This window comes from Paraburkholderia lebeckiae (genome assembly GCF_050436325.1).
Taxonomy (GTDB): domain Bacteria; phylum Pseudomonadota; class Gammaproteobacteria; order Burkholderiales; family Burkholderiaceae; genus Paraburkholderia; species Paraburkholderia tuberum.
In genome coordinates, this window is sequence record NZ_JBNDLZ010000003.1 from 1,177,817 (window position 1) to 1,194,206 (window position 16,390).

A 16,390-nucleotide genomic window follows, 5' to 3' on the forward strand; every position below is an offset into this window, starting at 1 on the left:
CAAGTCGATCGGGGGGCGGGTCACCCGCAAATTTTCTGACTTCGACCCCTTATAGCGTGCAATAGCCACGCCCCGAGTATTCCGATATATGAATTAGGGGACCTGCAGCACGGATGACTTAAGATACTTGTATGGAAATGAGATGAAAAAAGACCACGAGCAACGAATGGCTCATGTAAAAAATTGAAACAAAGGATTTCGCCAAAATAGAAATGATGCTTGAATAATTTCGAATTGCCTTGGCAAAGCCGTTCGAGAATTCAAAGCAAAAAACCCCTTGATCTCGGTGAAATCAAGGGGTTTCAGAATTTGGCGGAAAGGGTGGGATTCGAACCCACGGTACGGGGAAACCGTACGCCTGATTTCGAGTCAGGTACATTCGACCACTCTGCCACCTTTCCGGGTATTCCAACTCGTTACTTCTTCGTCGGATCCAAGCGGGCCGTTGCTTGGGAGAAAAAGATTATATCAGCTCGAACAAGTTTTCCAAGCCCCCGTCGAAAAAACTTCTGGAAAATTTTCGCGGGACCTCGATGCCGTTCGCGGCATCGTCAGACACGCGACGACACCGCGCCTGCAGGCGCATCGGCGACGCTCAGGCCGCCGGCACTTGCAGCCGCTCGACGCCGCCGAGGTAAGGCCGCAGTGCCGTGGGCACTGTCACCGAGCCATCGGCGTTCTGGAAGTTCTCGAGCACCGCGACGAGCGTGCGGCCCACCGCGAGACCCGAGCCGTTGAGCGTATGCACGAGCTCTGGCTTGCCCTGCGCGTTGCGGAAGCGTGCCTGCATGCGTCGCGCCTGGAACGACTCGGTATTCGAGCAACTCGAAATCTCACGATAGGTGTTCTGCGCGGGCAGCCACACTTCGAGGTCGTAGGTCTTCGCTGCGGAGAAGCCCATGTCGCCGGTGCACAGCGTGATCACGCGATACGGCAGTTCGAGCTTTTGCAGAATCGCCTCCGCATGGCCGACCATCTGCTCGAGCGCGTCGTACGATGCGTCTGGCGCTACGACCTGCACCATCTCGACCTTGTCGAACTGATGCTGGCGGATCATGCCGCGCGTGTCACGGCCATACGAGCCCGCTTCCGAGCGAAAGCACGGCGAGTGCGCGGTCAGCTTGATCGGCAGCGTGTCCGCTTCGACGATGCTCTCACGCACCGTGTTCGTCAGCGAAATTTCCGAGGTCGAGATCAGGTACTGCGTGACCGTGTTTTCACCGCCGCCCTTTTCGACGCGGAACATATCGTCCGCGAACTTCGGCAGCTGGCCCGTGCCGTACAGGATGTCGGGATTGACGATGTACGGCGTGTAGATCTCGGTATAGCCGTGCTGCTGCGTGTGCGTGTCGATCATGAACTGCGCGAGCGCGCGATGCAGCCGCGCAATCTGGCCGCGCAGCATCGTGAAGCGCGCGCCCGACAGCTTAGCGCCGGTCTCGAAGTCGAGGCCGAGCGGCGTGCCGACGTCAACGTGATCCTTGACCTCGAAGTCGAACTGACGCGGCGTGCCCCAGCGGCGCACTTCGACGTTGCCGGCTTCGTCGTTGCCGACCGGCACGCTTTCGTGCGCGAGATTCGGCACGTCGAGCAGCAGATCGGACAGACGCTTCTGGATGTGTTCGAGCTTGACCGCCGACGCCTTCATCTCGTCGCCGATGCCGCCGACTTCGGCCATCACCGCCGACGTATCTTCGCCGCGTCCTTTCATCGCGCCGATCTGCTTGGACAGGCTGTTGCGGCGCGCCTGCAGTTCTTCGGTACGGGTCTGGGTATCGCGGCGCTCCGCTTCGAGCGCGGTGAAGGCCGCGACGTCGAGGGTATAGCCGCGGTCGGCGAGGCGCTTTGCGACGCCGTCGAGGTCTTTGCGCAGCAACTGGATGTCGAGCATGGGATGGGACGGATGTTCGTTGTATGAAAACGCGATTTTAACGCACCGGCAAAGGCGAAACGCCTCAAGCCTTCTTCGGCTTGTTGTCGGCGCGCCACCGCGCATCGAGCTCGCCAAGGCGCGCGAGCTTCTCGCCGATCTTGCCTTCGAGACCACGCGGTGTCGGCTCGTACCAATGCGGCTCGCGCATGCCGTCGGGCAGATAGGTTTCGCCGGCCGCGTAGGCATCGGGTTCGTCGTGCGCGTAGCGGTAGTCGTGGCCGTAGCCGAGTTCCTTCATCAGCTTCGTCGGCGCGTTGCGCAGATGCACCGGCACCGCGCGCGACTGGTCCTTGCCGACGAAGCGCCGCGCCTCGTTGTACGCGTTGTACCCGGCATTCGATTTCGGCGCGACCGCCAGATAGATGATCGCCTGCGCAAGCGCGAGCTCACCTTCGGGCGACCCCAGACGCTCGTAGGTTTCGGCGGCGTCGAGCGTGATGCGCGCGGCGCGCGGGTCCGCGAGGCCGATGTCTTCCCACGCCATGCGCACGATGCGACGCGCGAGATAGCGCGGGTCCGCACCGCCGTCGAGCATGCGGCAGAACCAGTACAACGCGCCGTCCGGGTTGCTGCCGCGCACGGATTTATGCAGCGCGCTGATCTGGTCGTAGAAGGCGTCGCCGCCCTTGTCGAAGCGGCGCAGATTCTCCGCGAGCGCGCTGCCCAATAACGCGCCGTCGATTTCGGTGGTCTTCTGCCGGGCGGCCGCGCGCGCGACGATCTCGAGGTTGTTCAACAGCTTGCGGCCGTCGCCGTCGGCGGATCCGATCAGCGCGGCGCGCGCTTCGTCGGTGAACGTGAGGCCGCCGAGTTCCTTCCGCGCGCGCTCGAGCAGCTCGCGCTGTTCGTCGTCGGTCAGGCTTTTCAGCACGTAGACGGCGGCGCGCGACAGCAATGCGCTATTGACCTCGAACGACGGATTCTCGGTCGTCGCGCCGACGAACACGAACAGGCCCGACTCGACGTGCGGCAAGAACGCGTCTTGCTGACTCTTGTTGAAGCGATGCACTTCGTCGACGAACACCAGCGTCTGATGGCCGTTCGCGCGATGGATCTGCGCGGTCTCGACCGCCTCGCGGATATCCTTCACGCCCGACAGCACCGCCGACAACGCGATGAACTGCGCGTGAAACGCATCGGCCATCAGCCGCGCGAGCGTGGTCTTGCCGACGCCCGGCGGGCCCCACAGGATCATCGAATGGGCCTCGCCCGATTCGAACGCGACCCTGAGCGGCTTGTTCGCACCGAGCAGATGCGACTGGCCGATCACTTCGTCGATATTGCGTGGCCGCAGGCGTTCGGCGAGCGGAACATTGGCACGGGTTTCTTCAAACATGACGTTTTGGGGATAATCTCGGCTTTCCGGGGCACGCACCGCTTCGGAGCAGCGCCTCGCGGGACAGGCGCAAAGCCCGCGCCCGGCCGGAAACACAGGCACGAACGCGGGCAACGTCCTGCATTATGACAGTGACGGCGGCCAGGCGATGGTCGACCCGGGGCGCCGGCAACGCAAAGAATCACAGCACCACCAACAGGAACGAACATCAGATGGCTCAAGATTCTGTCGCCGGCGACGCCGGCTCCACCTACGCGCCGCTCACGCCGGTGCCCGACGCGCGCCGCGCGTTTCGCACCGGCGACGCGTTCGCGCTGTGGTTCTCGCTCGGCATCGGCCTGCTCGTCGCCCAGGCGGGCGCGCTGCTGGTGCCGGGGCTGTCGCTACCGCATGCGCTCGTCGCGATCGTGCTCGGCAGCGTGATCGGCGTCGTGCTGCTCGCGCTCGTGGGCGTGATCGGCACCGACACCGGGCTCGCGGCGATGTCGTCGCTGCGTCCGACGCTCGGCGTGCGCGGCGCGTCGGTGCCGGCCGTGCTGAACATGGTGCAACTGGTCGGCTGGGGCTCGTTCGAGGTGATCGTGATGCGCGATTCCGCCGATGCGCTCGCGAAACAGGCGTTCGGCCTGTCGATGCCGCTCGTGTGGACCGTGATCTTCGGCGTGCTCGCGACGCTGCTCGCGATCAGCGGCCCGCTGTCGTTCGTGCGGCGCTTTCTGCGCAAGTGGGGGATCTGGCTGCTGCTCGCGGGGGCCGCGTGGCTCACGTGGAACCTGCTCGCGCGCCACAATCTCGCGGACCTGATGCGTCGTCCCGGCACCGGCGAGATGTCGTTCGGCGGCGCGGTCGACCTCGTGGTCGCGATGCCGCTGTCGTGGCTGCCGCTGATCGCCGACTACACGCGCTTCGGCCGCCGCGCCGGCGAGACGTTCCGCGGCACGCTATACGGCTATGGCATCGCCAACATCTGGTTCTATGCGCTCGGCGCGGTCTATGGGCTCGCGGCCGGCGGCGGCGATGCATTGCTGACCGGCGCGCTCGCGCAAGCGGGCGGCGGGTTTGCGCTGCTGCTGATTCTGATCGACGAAATCGACAATGCGTTCGCCGACATCCACTCGGCCGCGGTGTCGACCGGCACGTTCTGGACGCGCGCGAGCGTGCCGTTGCTGTCGGCCGCGTTCGGTGCGCTGTGCACGCTGATCGCGCTGCTCGTGCCGATGGCGAAGTACCAGAACTTCCTGCTGCTGATCGGCTCGGTATTCGCGCCGCTGTTCGGCGTCGTGCTGATGGATCACTTCATCGTGCGCAAGCGTCGCGTCGACGCCGCGGTGCTCGCCGATGTGCGCGGCCGCTACGGCTTCTCGGGCGGCTGGCACCTGCGCGCGTTCGTCGCGTGGGCGATCGGCATCGCCTCGTACCAGGTGATCAATCAATGGCTACCGAATGTCGGCGCGACGCTGCCGTCGCTCGCGATCGGCGCGGTATGCTATTACGCGTTCGTATCGGCGCGCAAGACCGCGTATGCGTGAGCGCGTCATCCTGAGCGCGTTGCATCAGACGCAGCTGTCACAAAAATAAAAAAGACCTGCAATCCAAATGCAGGTCTTTTTTTGTGACCGTCGAACGGCCAATCACAGTGCGCGCGGCGGGCTATTTTTTTGCCGCTTTGCGTCGACGCGATTCGGCCTTGCGACACAGATCCGTGAGCAGCCAACGGGCGACAGTCTCCGGCCGATTCGGCGCATACGAGGCGAATTTGCTCTCGTTCGCGAAATGGACGACGACGGTGCCCGTCATTACGCGATAAGCTCCGGCGTAGTTTATGCCGTCCAGTTCCACACTTAGCGCGTGGGTGGTTTCATATTCCGCGAAAGTCAAAATAATGCGATATCTCGAAACGAGACATTATCGCTACGATTTTTCGGGAGTCAAAGAAATATGCAATTGGTTGCATATTAAATCATCACCGGCGGTAATAGTTGCGTCTTCCGCTCTAAAACCCAAATAACGGGCTGCCGAATACGTTAGATAACCTGACTGCCTTACTGCCGTTCAAGCGGAACCGCCGGCGTATCGGCGAAACGCTCAAGCGCGCGATTGCCTTCCCGATGGGCTTCGGCCTCATCGATAAAGGTTTTTTCACTATATGCAACGACCTTGAAACCACTTCCGGCCGCGCGCGGAACCGTTATTCCCCAATGCCACCCGCCCTCCTGCTGAAACACATGGAGGGATGGGGACAAGCGTGAATCGTGTGAAGAAGACAATCTCATGACATGCCTCACCTTTCCAGACATCTGAAGCAACAGCCAGTTTCGATCAGTTTAGGCGTTATTTTGTTGCGTTGCAGCAAAAAATTGTTAGAGATTGCGCACCCAATCCTGGAAAATGATCGGACGCGTCAAATCCAGCCCATGAGCAACGCCGGTCTTTCCAGTCTCGCACTAAATCATTACGTCTGCCGGTACGACGATTTCATGTTCGTCGCGGCGCCGGGCGCGCATCCCCAAGCAATCCACGCGCCGCGAAATAAAAAGCCGCGCTCGACAAGCGCGGCTTCGCGGGCGTTTGCAAAGGCGCCACGTGTCGGCGCCTACCGCGCGGTTTATCCGTTGATCACATCCGCGCCCTTCGGCACCGTGAACTTGAATGCATCGAGCGGCAGTTGCGGATTTTTCTGGATGTTCGAGAACGTGAGCAGCGTCACGTTACCGAACACGTCGTGCAATTCCATCGCCTCGAGATTGCCGTCCTTGAAGCCGATGCCGACCCGCTCGAACTGCGTGTCCTTCGCCTTCGGCGTCAGTTCGAGCCAGTCGATGCCGGCCTTCACGCCCGCGTCGCGCAGCGAGAAGTTCTTGTCCAGATCGTTGCTGCCGAACAGGATCGCCGCCGGGCTTGCGCCGAGCGCGTTGCCGAGCGGGCGCACCGTCACCTGGTTCAGATCCTTGTCGTAGACGTAGAGCTTGTCGCCGTCCGCCTGCAGCAATTGCGAGTAGGGCTTCTGGTATTGCCAGATGAACTTGCCGGGCCGCGCGAACATGAACGTGCCGCTCGACGTGGTCGGCCTGGCCGGGTTCGCGGTGGACAGCGCGCCGCTCGCGCCCTGCGCCTTGCTCGGCGCGCGCACTTCCTGCTGCACGAAGGTGCCGCGCGCCGAATGGACCTGCGCGATGAATGCCTTCAGTTGCTCGGTGCCGCTCGCGAACGCGTGCGAGGCGACGAGCAGCGACGCACCGATCGCGACACTGCCCACGGCGCGCGCGATCTTGCGCATGCCGCGGGACACGCGCTCGCCGAGGCGGCCCGCTCGACGCTGTCGGGCATCCTGCTGCGCGATTGCTTGCATAGGTTTTTCTCCCTTGAATGAATTCGGTGATGGGCTGCGCCGGCTCGATGCACTCGCTGCACCCAGAGCGACTGGCCCGGCGTCGAGCCGAAATGGCGCACCCGACGGTGCACGCGGCGTCGCTCGCGATGGCCGCAATGGCTCGTTGCGGCTATTCCGCCTCGCGCGCCGGCGCCAGGATCTCGCGATTGCCGTTCGACGACATCGCCGACACCACGCCCGAATTCTCCATCTGTTCGAGTAGACGCGCCGCCCGGTTGTAGCCGATGCGCAGGTGCCGCTGCACGAGTGAAATCGACGCGCGGCGATTCTTCAGCACGACGTCGACCGCCTGATCGTATAACGGGTCCGACTCGCCTTCGGTGGACGCGGTTCCCGCCGAGCCTTCGTCGCCCTCGCCGCTCACGCCGCCTTCGAGAATGCCCTCGATATAGTTCGGCTCGCCCTGCTCCTTGAGCTTGTCGACGACGCGATGCACTTCATCATCCGACACGAACGCGCCGTGCACGCGCACCGGCAAACCGGAGCCTGGCGGCAGATAGAGCATGTCGCCCATGCCGAGCAGCGACTCGGCGCCCTGCTGGTCGAGAATCGTGCGCGAGTCGATCTTCGACGACACCTGGAACGCCATACGGGTCGGCACGTTGGCCTTGATCAGGCCGGTGATCACGTCGACCGACGGACGCTGCGTAGCGAGAATCAGATGGATGCCAGCCGCGCGCGCCTTCTGCGCGATCCGCGCGATCAGCTCTTCGACCTTCTTGCCGACGACCATCATCAGGTCGGCCAGTTCGTCGATGACGATCACGATGTTCGGCAAACGCGTCAACGGTTCCGGATCGTCCGGCGTCAGGCTGAACGGATTCGGCAGCTTCTCTTCGCGCTTGGCCGCTTCGTCGATCTTGTTGTTGTAGCCACCGAGGTTGCGCACGCCGACCTTGCTCATCAGCTTGTAGCGGCGCTCCATTTCGGCGACCGCCCAGTTCAGCGCGTGGCCCGCCTGGCGCATGTCGGTGACGACCGGACACAGCAGATGCGGAATGCCTTCGTAGACGCTCATTTCGAGCATCTTCGGATCGATCAGGATCATGCGCACCTGCTCGGCGCTCGCCTTGTACAGCAGCGACAGGATCATCGCGTTGATACCCACAGACTTGCCCGAACCCGTCGTGCCGGCGACGAGCAAATGCGGCATCTTCGCGAGATCCGCGCACACGGGCTTGCCGCCGATGTCCTTGCCGAGACCCATCGTGAGCGGCGACGCGGCATCGGCATACACGGCCGAGCCGAGAATTTCGGACAGGCTGACGGTCTGACGGCGCTGGTTCGGCAGCTCCAACGCCATGTAGTTCTTGCCAGGAATCGTTTCGACGACGCGAATCGACACGAGCGACAGCGAGCGCGCGAGATCCTTCGCGAGATTAACGATCTGACTGCCCTTCACGCCCGTGGCCGGCTCGATTTCATAGCGCGTGACGACGGGCCCCGGATACGCGGCGACCACGCTCACGTCGACACCGAAGTCCTTCAGCTTCTTCTCGATCAGGCGAGACGTGAATTCGAGCGTGTCCGCGGAAATAGTTTCCTGCGCGGCCGGCGCGGGGTCGAGCAGCGAGATGGGCGGCAGCGTGGAGTCGCCGGGCAGATCGGTAAAGAGCGGCACCTGGCGTTCCTTCTCGACACGCTCCGACTTCGCCGGCGTGGCGAGCGGCGGCACGATCACCACGGGCTCGTGCTCCTCGATGCGCACGCGGCCCTTCTCGACCTTGCCTTCGCGCTTCACGGCGGCCGCTTCGCCGAGCTTGCGATCGAGCCCGGCCTCGCGGCGCAGCTTCGCGAACGTCACCGCGGAAATGATCGATTCGCCGACCTTCTCCGCGACCGACAGCCACGAAAAACGAAAGTACAGCGACAGCCCGATCCCGAGACCGAGCAGCAGCGCGAGCGTGCCACCGGTGAAGCCGAGCGCATGCGAGATGCCGCGCGCGACAGCCTCGCCGATCACGCCGCCAGGCGCGCGCGGCAACTGCACCTTCAGCGACCACATGCGCAGCGCTTCGAGGCCGTTGCAAGACAGCAGCACGAGCATGAACGCGAACGGGTCCGCGAGCCAGCTGACGCCGCGCGGCGCGTCGTCGTCCTGCGGCTCTTCGTTGCGGGTGATGCGCCTGTAGTTCGCGGAGATGTGACGGCCGAGCAGCACGATCCACCAGTAGGCGGACAGGCCGAACAGCAGCAGCAGGATGTCGGAAGTCCACGCGCCGACGCGGCCCGCCCAGTTCGAGATATGGTCGACCTGCGCGGCATGGGTCCAGCTCGGGTCGTGCCTGCTGTAGCTGACGAGCGACATCAGCAGGAACACGCCGAGGGCCACCTGCAGAATCCAGCGGATTTCGGTGAAGAGGCGCGACATGCGGTGCGGCAATGCCTGCGCGCTCGCGGTATAGGGAGCTTTTGCCATTGATCCTGTTGCCTGGGGTAGCCGGTTCAGGCTGAAACTGCCGCCGGGAACGCGGCCCGAGCCTCGCCGCGCACGGCTTCGGGCCCGATCCCGGCTACCGGAAACTTCGATCCGGGCTATTGTAAACGCTGTCTCCCGCGCGAGGCTGTAAATGACGGTAACTTGACTGTTTGACCACAGACTGACCACAGACGCATGCGCGAGGCGCGCTGAATTCGTCGTATCGCGCCGCGGGCTCGCCCCGAGCGCCCACGCCGCCACGCTATCGCGGCGATCAGAAAGCTTGATGGCGCAGCGGCACGCCCCGCCCTTTATAATGCCCGACTGATACCCATCTACAGTTTCAGCTCAAAAACGCACGGCTACGCAGCGACGAGCCGCGCGCCGTACAAGGATTCGATCATGCCCGCAACTGCAACGAAACACGCCAAGGTTCTGATTCTCGGTTCCGGTCCCGCCGGCTACACGGCGGCGGTTTACGCGGCGCGCGCCAACCTCGCGCCGGTGCTCGTCACCGGCATCGCGCAAGGCGGCCAGCTGATGACCACGACCGACGTCGAAAACTGGCCCGCCGACGCCAACGGCGTGCAAGGCCCGGAACTGATGGCGCGCTTCCTCGAGCACGCCGAGCGCTTCAATACCGAGATCATCTTCGACCACATCCACACGGCGAAGCTAGATGAGAAGCCGATTCGCCTGATCGGCGATTCGGGCGAGTACACGTGCGATTCGCTGATCATCTCGACGGGCGCATCGGCGCAGTATCTCGGCCTGCCGTCGGAAGAGGCGTTCATGGGCAAGGGCGTGTCGGCCTGCGCGACCTGCGACGGCTTCTTCTACAAGCAGCAGCACGTCGCCGTGATCGGCGGCGGCAATACGGCCGTCGAGGAGGCGCTGTACCTCTCCGGCATCGCGAAGAAGGTGACCGTGATCCATCGCCGCGACAAGTTCCGCGCCGAGCCGATCCTGATCGACCGTCTGCTCGCGAAGGAGAAGGAAGGCGTCGTCGAGATCAAGTGGAACCATGTGCTCGAAGAAGTAACCGGCGACAACTCCGGCGTGACCGGCCTGCGCATCAAGCACACGCAGACTGGCGAGACCACCAACATCGCGCTGCAGGGCCTGTTCGTCGCGATCGGCCACAAGCCGAACACGGACATCTTCGAAGGTCAGCTCGAGATGAAGAACGGCTACATCATCACGAAGGGCGGCCTGAACGGTTTCGCGACCGCGACCAGCGTGCCGGGCGTGTTCGCCGCGGGCGACGTGCAGGACCACATCTATCGCCAGGCGATCACGAGCGCGGGCACCGGCTGTATGGCCGCGCTCGACGCGCAGCGCTATCTCGAGACCATCAATGAGATGGCCGGCGAGCACGCGATGAGCGCTGAAGCGGACCGCTGATCCGGCAGCGCGCTGCCGGATGGCGAGACGAAGTCCCGACAAACGGGCGCGACAGTAGAATGACGGTGGCGCAGCGCTGCTGTCATTGGCTCACGAAGGCCGCGGCTGAAATGCCGGCGGCCTTTGTCGTTTTTGCCGCTTTGTCAATGTGCGTCGAGCGCATTGGCAGCACCACCGACCGACCTTTCCGCCTGTATTGCCACCATGCCGAAGAATCAGCCCCATCCGAACGAACCGAAACGCCCGCAAGCCGCCACGCGTCCCGCGCCCGCAACGGCTGCGCCCGCCGTCGCACCGAAGCTCGATCGCGCATCGGGGCTCGCCGGACTCGGTGCGTTGCGTGAAGCGTTGAAGGGCGAAGCCGAGCGGCGCGAGTGCGAACAGGCGGCGGCGCGAGCGGCGCAGCGCGAAGCGGCCGCGGACGCCGATCTGTTCCGCCGCGAGATCGGCGAAGTCGCGCCGCTGCCGATTCCGCCGCGCGCGACGCTCACGCGCAATCCTCCGCCGCCGCTGCCGGTGCAGACGCTGCTCGACGAGGAAGCGGTGCTGCACGAAGCGATCTCCGACGAATTCGACCCCGAAGTGCTGCTCGAAACCGACGAAACGCTGTCGTATTGCCGCCCCGGCGTGAGCCGCGACGTAGTGCGCAAGCTGCGGCGCGGCGACTGGATCGTGCAGGCGCAGATCGACCTGCACGGCATGCGGCGCGACGAGGCACGCGAGGCGCTCGCGGAATTCATCCGCGAATCGGTCAAGCGCGGCCTGCGATGCCTGCGCGTGATTCACGGCAAGGGTTTGGGGTCGATCGGCAAGGAGCCGGTGCTGAAGGGCAAAGTGCGCGCGTGGCTCGTGCAGAAATCCGAAGTGATCGCGTTCTGTCAGGCGCGCCCGCATGACGGCGGCGCCGGTGCGGTGGTCGTGCTGTTGCAGCCGGGGTCGTTGCCGCCGCATGGGGCGAGCGCGAAGGTCTGAGGTCGATTTTTTCAGCCGTCGTTCGTCGTGGGGTAAACGGCCAGCCTGGCCGTCGCGCGGTGTGGCTCTCGTCGTCACCGCGTAGTCGTGCTGTGCAACCGTCAAAGGTGATCGCGATGCCCGTGCTGCTTTATGCCCATCCGTTCTCGTCCTACTGCCAGAAGGCCCTGACCGCGCTGTACGAAAACGGTACGCCGTTCGAGATGCGCGTGCTCGCGCACAACGACCCGAAGGTCATGGCCGAATTGGCCGCACTGTGGCCGATCAGGCGCTTCCCGGTGCTCGTCGACGGCGGGCGCACGGTGGTCGAGGCGAGCATCATCATCGAATATCTGGGCCTGCATTATCCGGGGCCGGTCACGCTGTTGCCCGCCGATCCGCGCGCAGCGCTCGAGGTGCGCACGATGGACCGCTTCTTCGACAATTACATTTCGACTCCACAGCAAAAGGTCGTGTTCGATAGCCTGCGTCCCGAAGCCGAGCGCGACCGGCGTGGCGTCGCCGATGCGCGCGCGCTGCTGGACACATCGTACGCATGGCTCGACCGTCACATGGCCGAGCGCGAATGGGCCGCCGGCGACCGCTTCAGCCTCGCCGACTGCGGCGCCGCCCCGTCCCTGTTCTACGCCGACTGGACGCACCCGATCGACCCCGCGTTCGCGCACGTGCGTGCGTACCGGCAGCGGCTGCTCGCGCGACCCTCGTTCGCACGCGCGGTCGACGAGGCGCGGCCCTACCGGCCGCTATTTCCGTTGGGCGCGCCGGAGCGGGATTGAGCCACGAGCGGCGGTCGCAGATGCGCGCGAACGAGGCGCGGCAGACAACCTGTTTTGCTGGCTGTAGACTTCCTGTCGTGTCGCAAACCTGCCCCGCCCTTCTTCTGGCTCACCACCCACAAGGCACACCATGGACCGTTTCGAAGCGATGGAGATCTTCACGCGCGTGGTCGAAGCGAACAGCTTCACCAAGGTTTCGGAATCGCTCGATCTGCCGCGCGCGAAGGTCAGCCGCACGATCCAGGCGCTCGAGGAACACGTCGGCGTGCGGCTCCTGAACCGCTCGACGCGCCAGGTCAGCGTGACCGAAGACGGCGCATCGTTCTACGAACGCTGCGTGCGCATTCTCGCCGACGTCGCCGATGCCGAGTCGTCGCTGTCGAGCAAGCGCGAGAATCCGGCCGGGACGATCCGCGTCGACACCTCCGGCACGCTCGCGCGCTCGCTGCTGCTGCCCGCGCTCGACGACTTCTACGCGCAATACCCCGCGATCGACGTGCGCCTTGGTCTCGCGGACCGCAACATCGATCTGATCCAGGACGGCGTCGATTGCGTGATCCGCATGGGCACGCTCGACGAGTCGAGCCTCGTTGCGAAGCGCATCGGGCTTGCGCGCATCGTCACGTGCGCGTCGCCCGCGTATCTGCGGAAGTTCGGCACGCCGACCACACTGGCGGAGCTCGGCGAGCATCGCGCGGTCAACTACGTGTCCGCGCGCAGCGGCAGGACCTTCCCGTTCGAATACGAAGTGGACGGCGAAATCGAGCGCGTCGCGATGGATAGCACGCTCGCCGTCAACGACGGCTCGGTGTACATCACGGCGGCTGTGTTGGGCCACGGCATCATCCAGCCGTCGCGCTTCATGGTCGCCGAGCTGATCGAGCAAGGCGCGCTCACGGAGATTCTCGGCAACTACACGAGCCCCGGTACACCGCTGTCGATTCTGTATGCGCATCGCCGCAATCTGAGTTCGCGGCTACGCGCGTTTATCGACTGGGCCAGCGAGCTCGCGCGCAACAATCCGGACTTGCGTTTGCCCGAGGCGGCGTAACGGCTGCAAAAGAACAAAAGCCCCATGCGCAATTCAACGCATGGGGCTTTTCCGTAGCGACGGATTCAGCGCTTACGCGACGACTTACGCAATCCGCTCTTCATTCGCCGGATCGAACAACACCGCCTTCGACGTATCGAACAGCAGCGTCGCATTCTTATCCGGTTGCGGGTTCGACGCCGGGTGCACGCGGCTCACCACGCGCTTGCCGTTGATCTGCGCGAACACCAGCGTGTCCGGACCAGTCGGCTCGATCACGTCGACCTTCACTTCGACCGGCTGCAGCTTCGCGTCGTCGCCGTGCGCGCCGCGCGCATCGGTGATGCGTTCCGGACGCAGGCCGAGAATCACGTTGTTGCCGACGTGCGAGCGCACCTTCCCCGAATCGAACGGCAGCACCAGCACCTTGCGCGCGACGCCCGTATCGAGTTCGATACCGACGCCCGAGCCCTGCTCGACCAGCTTGCCTTCGATGAAGTTCATCGGCGGTGCGCCGATGAAGCCCGCGACGAACAGGTTCGACGGCGAGTCGTAGATTTCCTGCGGCGCGCCGAACTGCTGAACGATGCCGTCCTTCATCACCGCGATGCGGTCGCCGAGCGTCATCGCTTCGATCTGGTCGTGCGTCACGTAGACGATCGTCGTGCCGAGGCGTTGATGCAGCAGCTTGATTTCCGAGCGCATCTCGATGCGCAGCTTCGCGTCGAGGTTCGACAGCGGCTCGTCGAACAGGAACATCACCGGATCGCGCGCGAGCGCGCGACCCATCGCGACGCGCTGACGCTGGCCGCCCGACAGCTGACCCGGCTTGCGATCGAGCAGATGCTTGATCTGCAGCGTGTTCGACACACGCTCGACAATCTGCGTCTGCTCCTGCTTCGGCACCTTGCGGATGTTCAGGCCGAACGAGATGTTGTCGCGCACCGTCATCGACGGATACAGCGCGTACGACTGGAACACCATCGCGATGTCGCGATCTTTCGGCGACAGGTTGTTGACCGTCTTGCCGTCGATCTGGATCTCGCCCTTGGTCACGGTTTCGAGACCGGCAATCATGTTGAGCAGCGTCGACTTACCGCAGCCCGAGCCGCCGACCAGAATCAGGAACTGGCCGTCTTCGATGTCGATGTTGACACCCTTCAGAACCGGCACCCCGTTCGGGTAGGTCTTGTACACGTCACGGATGGAAAGGCTTGCCATGCTGTGAATCCTCTAGTCTCTGGTACTGCTTGAAAACGTCTTGTCAGGCGACGACGGCACGCGTTCGGTGAAACGCCGTCGCTCCAGGGTGATTTAGCCCTTCACCGCGCCCGCGGTCAGGCCGCGCACGAAGTAACGTCCGGCGATGATGTAGACGAGCAGCGTAGGCATCGCCGCGATGATCGCGCCGGCCATGTCCACGTTGTATTCCTTCACGCCGGTCGAGGTGTTGACGAGGTTGTTCAGCGCCACGGTGATCGGCATCGAATCGACGCCGGAGAACACGATACCGAACAGGAAGTCGTTCCAGATCTGCGTGAATTGCCAGATCAGGCACACCATGAAGATCGGCAGCGACACCGGCAGCAGGATCTTCGTGAAGATCGTGAAGAAACCCGCACCGTCGATACGCGCGGCCTTCACGAGTTCAGCCGGCACGCTCACGTAGAAGTTGCGGAAGAACATCGTCGTGAACGCGATACCGTAGATCACGTGCACGAGCACCAAGCCGCTCACTGTGTTCGCCAGGCCGAGGATGCCTTCGAGGCGCGCCATCGGCAGCAGGATCGCCTGGAACGGAATGAAGCAGCCGACCAGCAGCATCGTGAAGATCGGATCGGCGCCGCGGAAACGCCAGTGTGTGAGCACATAGCCGTTGAACGCGCCGATGATCGACGAGATCAGCACGGCCGGAATCACCATGCGCACCGAGTTCATGAAGAACGGCTGCATGCCGTCGCAGCGCACCCCCGTACACGCGCCGCTCCACGCCTTGATCCACGGCGCGAAACTCCAGCTCGTCGGCGGCGTCAGCAGGTTGCCGGTGCGCAGCTGGTCGATGTCCTTGAACGACGTCGACAGCATCACGTACAGCGGGAACAGGAAGTACAGCGCGAACAGAACCAGGGCCGCGTAAATGACGGCACGGCTAATCGTCATCTTAGGCTGCATTGCGGGTGCTCCTCGATTCCAGATACATCAGCGGCACGAGCACGGCCACCACGGTAGCGAGCATCATGATCGACGATGCCGCGCCGACGCCGAGCTGCCCACGGTTGAACGAAAACGTGTACATGAAAATGGCCGGCAGCGACGACGACGTGCCCGGACCGCCGGCGGTCAGCGCGACGACCAGGTCGAACGTCTTGATGGTGATGTGACAAAGGATCAGCAGCACGGAGAAGAACACCGGCCGCATGCTCGGAATCACGATCTTGCGGTAGATGGTCGGCAGGTTCGCGCCGTCCATCTGCGCGGCCTTGAAGATCTCGCTGTCGACGCCGCGCAAACCGGCGAGGAACAGCGCCATCACGAAGCCGGTGGACTGCCAGACCGCCGCGATCACGATACAGAAGATCGCCCTGTCCGGGTCGCCGAGCCAGTTGAATGAGAAGCTCGTCCAGCCCCAGTCGTGAAACACCTTCTCGATGCCGATGCTCGGCGTCAGAATCCATTGCCACGCGGTGCCGGTCACGATGAACGACAGCGCCATCGGATACAGGAACACGGCGCGCAGCGCGCCTTCGTTGCGGATCTGCTGATCGAGCAGGATCGCGAGCAACAGACCCAGACCGATGCAGATACCGATGAACGGAATGCCGAACCAGCCGAGGTTCGCGGCCGAAGTCCAGAACACGTCGTTCTGGAACAGTTCGCGATAGCGGTCGAGACCCGCGAACTCCCACCGAGGCATCAGCCGCGAAGTAGACAGCGACAGATAGCCGGTGATTGCGATAAAGCCATACACGAAGATCAGGCTGATCACGACGCTGGGTGCGAGCACCAGCTTCGGAATATAGCGATCGGCAAGGGCCGCCATGGGCGACGTGCGGCGGGCGACGGGGGCCGTTTTCCCGTTCCCGCTGATGGAAGCAGTCACTACTCGACTCCTGCTGAAACTGTACCGCC

Annotated in this window: 13 protein-coding genes and 1 tRNA gene; 5 read left to right on the plus strand and 9 right to left on the minus strand. The window is 63.7% G+C overall.

The window, feature by feature from the left end:
- Positions 1-310: 310 nt before the first annotated feature.
- The 3 genes from OKW44_RS23300 to OKW44_RS23310 form a co-directional block, all read right to left on the minus strand.
- A tRNA-Ser gene (locus OKW44_RS23300) sits at positions 311-401 on the minus strand.
- A gap of 194 nt (positions 402-595) precedes the next feature.
- A complete protein-coding gene (serS, locus tag OKW44_RS23305; protein WP_018419735.1) occupies positions 596-1,891 on the minus strand; it encodes a serine--tRNA ligase in 1,296 nt (431 codons plus the stop codon).
- Between the two features lie 64 nt (positions 1,892-1,955).
- Positions 1,956-3,269, minus strand: a complete 1,314-nt coding sequence (locus tag OKW44_RS23310; RefSeq protein ID WP_018419734.1) for a replication-associated recombination protein A — start codon at positions 3,267-3,269, stop codon at positions 1,956-1,958.
- 212 nt (positions 3,270-3,481) lie between these two features.
- Here OKW44_RS23310 and cytX point away from each other — a divergent pair, with 212 nt between their 5' ends.
- On the plus strand, positions 3,482-4,798 hold the full coding sequence (cytX, locus tag OKW44_RS23315) for a putative hydroxymethylpyrimidine transporter CytX (protein WP_018419733.1): 1,317 nt from the start codon (positions 3,482-3,484) through the stop codon (positions 4,796-4,798).
- Positions 4,799-5,311: 513 nt separating this feature from the next.
- Here cytX and OKW44_RS23320 read toward each other — a convergent pair.
- From OKW44_RS23320 to OKW44_RS23330, 3 genes are all read right to left on the minus strand, one after another.
- Positions 5,312-5,542, minus strand: coding sequence for a hypothetical protein (locus tag OKW44_RS23320; protein ID WP_084754041.1), 231 nt, complete (start codon positions 5,540-5,542; stop codon positions 5,312-5,314).
- A gap of 332 nt (positions 5,543-5,874) precedes the next feature.
- Positions 5,875-6,618, minus strand: coding sequence for an outer membrane lipoprotein chaperone LolA (lolA, locus tag OKW44_RS23325; protein ID WP_018419731.1), 744 nt, complete (start codon positions 6,616-6,618; stop codon positions 5,875-5,877).
- A gap of 151 nt (positions 6,619-6,769) precedes the next feature.
- Positions 6,770-9,079, minus strand: a complete 2,310-nt coding sequence (locus tag OKW44_RS23330) for a DNA translocase FtsK (RefSeq protein ID WP_018419730.1) — start codon at positions 9,077-9,079, stop codon at positions 6,770-6,772.
- Between the two features lie 402 nt (positions 9,080-9,481).
- Between OKW44_RS23330 and trxB the strand changes: the two genes are divergently transcribed.
- The 4 genes from trxB (at position 9,482) to OKW44_RS23350 (ending at position 13,282) form a co-directional block, all read left to right on the plus strand.
- Positions 9,482-10,483 (plus strand): thioredoxin-disulfide reductase, encoded by a 1,002-nt coding sequence (gene trxB / locus OKW44_RS23335; RefSeq protein ID WP_018419729.1) that lies wholly within the window; start codon positions 9,482-9,484, stop codon positions 10,481-10,483.
- A gap of 204 nt (positions 10,484-10,687) precedes the next feature.
- Positions 10,688-11,455, plus strand: a complete 768-nt coding sequence (locus OKW44_RS23340; protein ID WP_018419728.1) for a Smr/MutS family protein — start codon at positions 10,688-10,690, stop codon at positions 11,453-11,455.
- 116 nt (positions 11,456-11,571) lie between these two features.
- Entirely contained in the window at positions 11,572-12,231 is a 660-nt protein-coding gene (locus tag OKW44_RS23345) for a glutathione S-transferase family protein (RefSeq protein WP_026225651.1), read from the plus strand.
- Positions 12,232-12,361: 130 nt separating this feature from the next.
- Positions 12,362-13,282: a LysR family transcriptional regulator gene (locus OKW44_RS23350; protein WP_018419726.1), complete on the plus strand. Its 921-nt coding sequence runs from the start codon at positions 12,362-12,364 to the stop codon at positions 13,280-13,282.
- An 84-nt stretch (positions 13,283-13,366) separates the two neighbouring features.
- Here the strand turns inward: OKW44_RS23350 and OKW44_RS23355 are convergent, their stop codons facing one another.
- From OKW44_RS23355 to OKW44_RS23365, 3 genes are all read right to left on the minus strand, one after another.
- Positions 13,367-14,482 (minus strand): ABC transporter ATP-binding protein, encoded by a 1,116-nt coding sequence (locus tag OKW44_RS23355; protein WP_018419725.1) that lies wholly within the window; start codon positions 14,480-14,482, stop codon positions 13,367-13,369.
- A gap of 93 nt (positions 14,483-14,575) precedes the next feature.
- Positions 14,576-15,433, minus strand: a complete 858-nt coding sequence (locus tag OKW44_RS23360) for a carbohydrate ABC transporter permease (protein ID WP_018419724.1) — start codon at positions 15,431-15,433, stop codon at positions 14,576-14,578.
- Complete coding sequence (locus tag OKW44_RS23365) at positions 15,423-16,361, minus strand: carbohydrate ABC transporter permease (RefSeq protein ID WP_026225650.1); 939 nt, start codon at positions 16,359-16,361, stop codon at positions 15,423-15,425. Before OKW44_RS23365 ends, OKW44_RS23360 begins: the two co-directional genes overlap by 11 nt.
- Positions 16,362-16,390 lie beyond the last annotated feature (29 nt).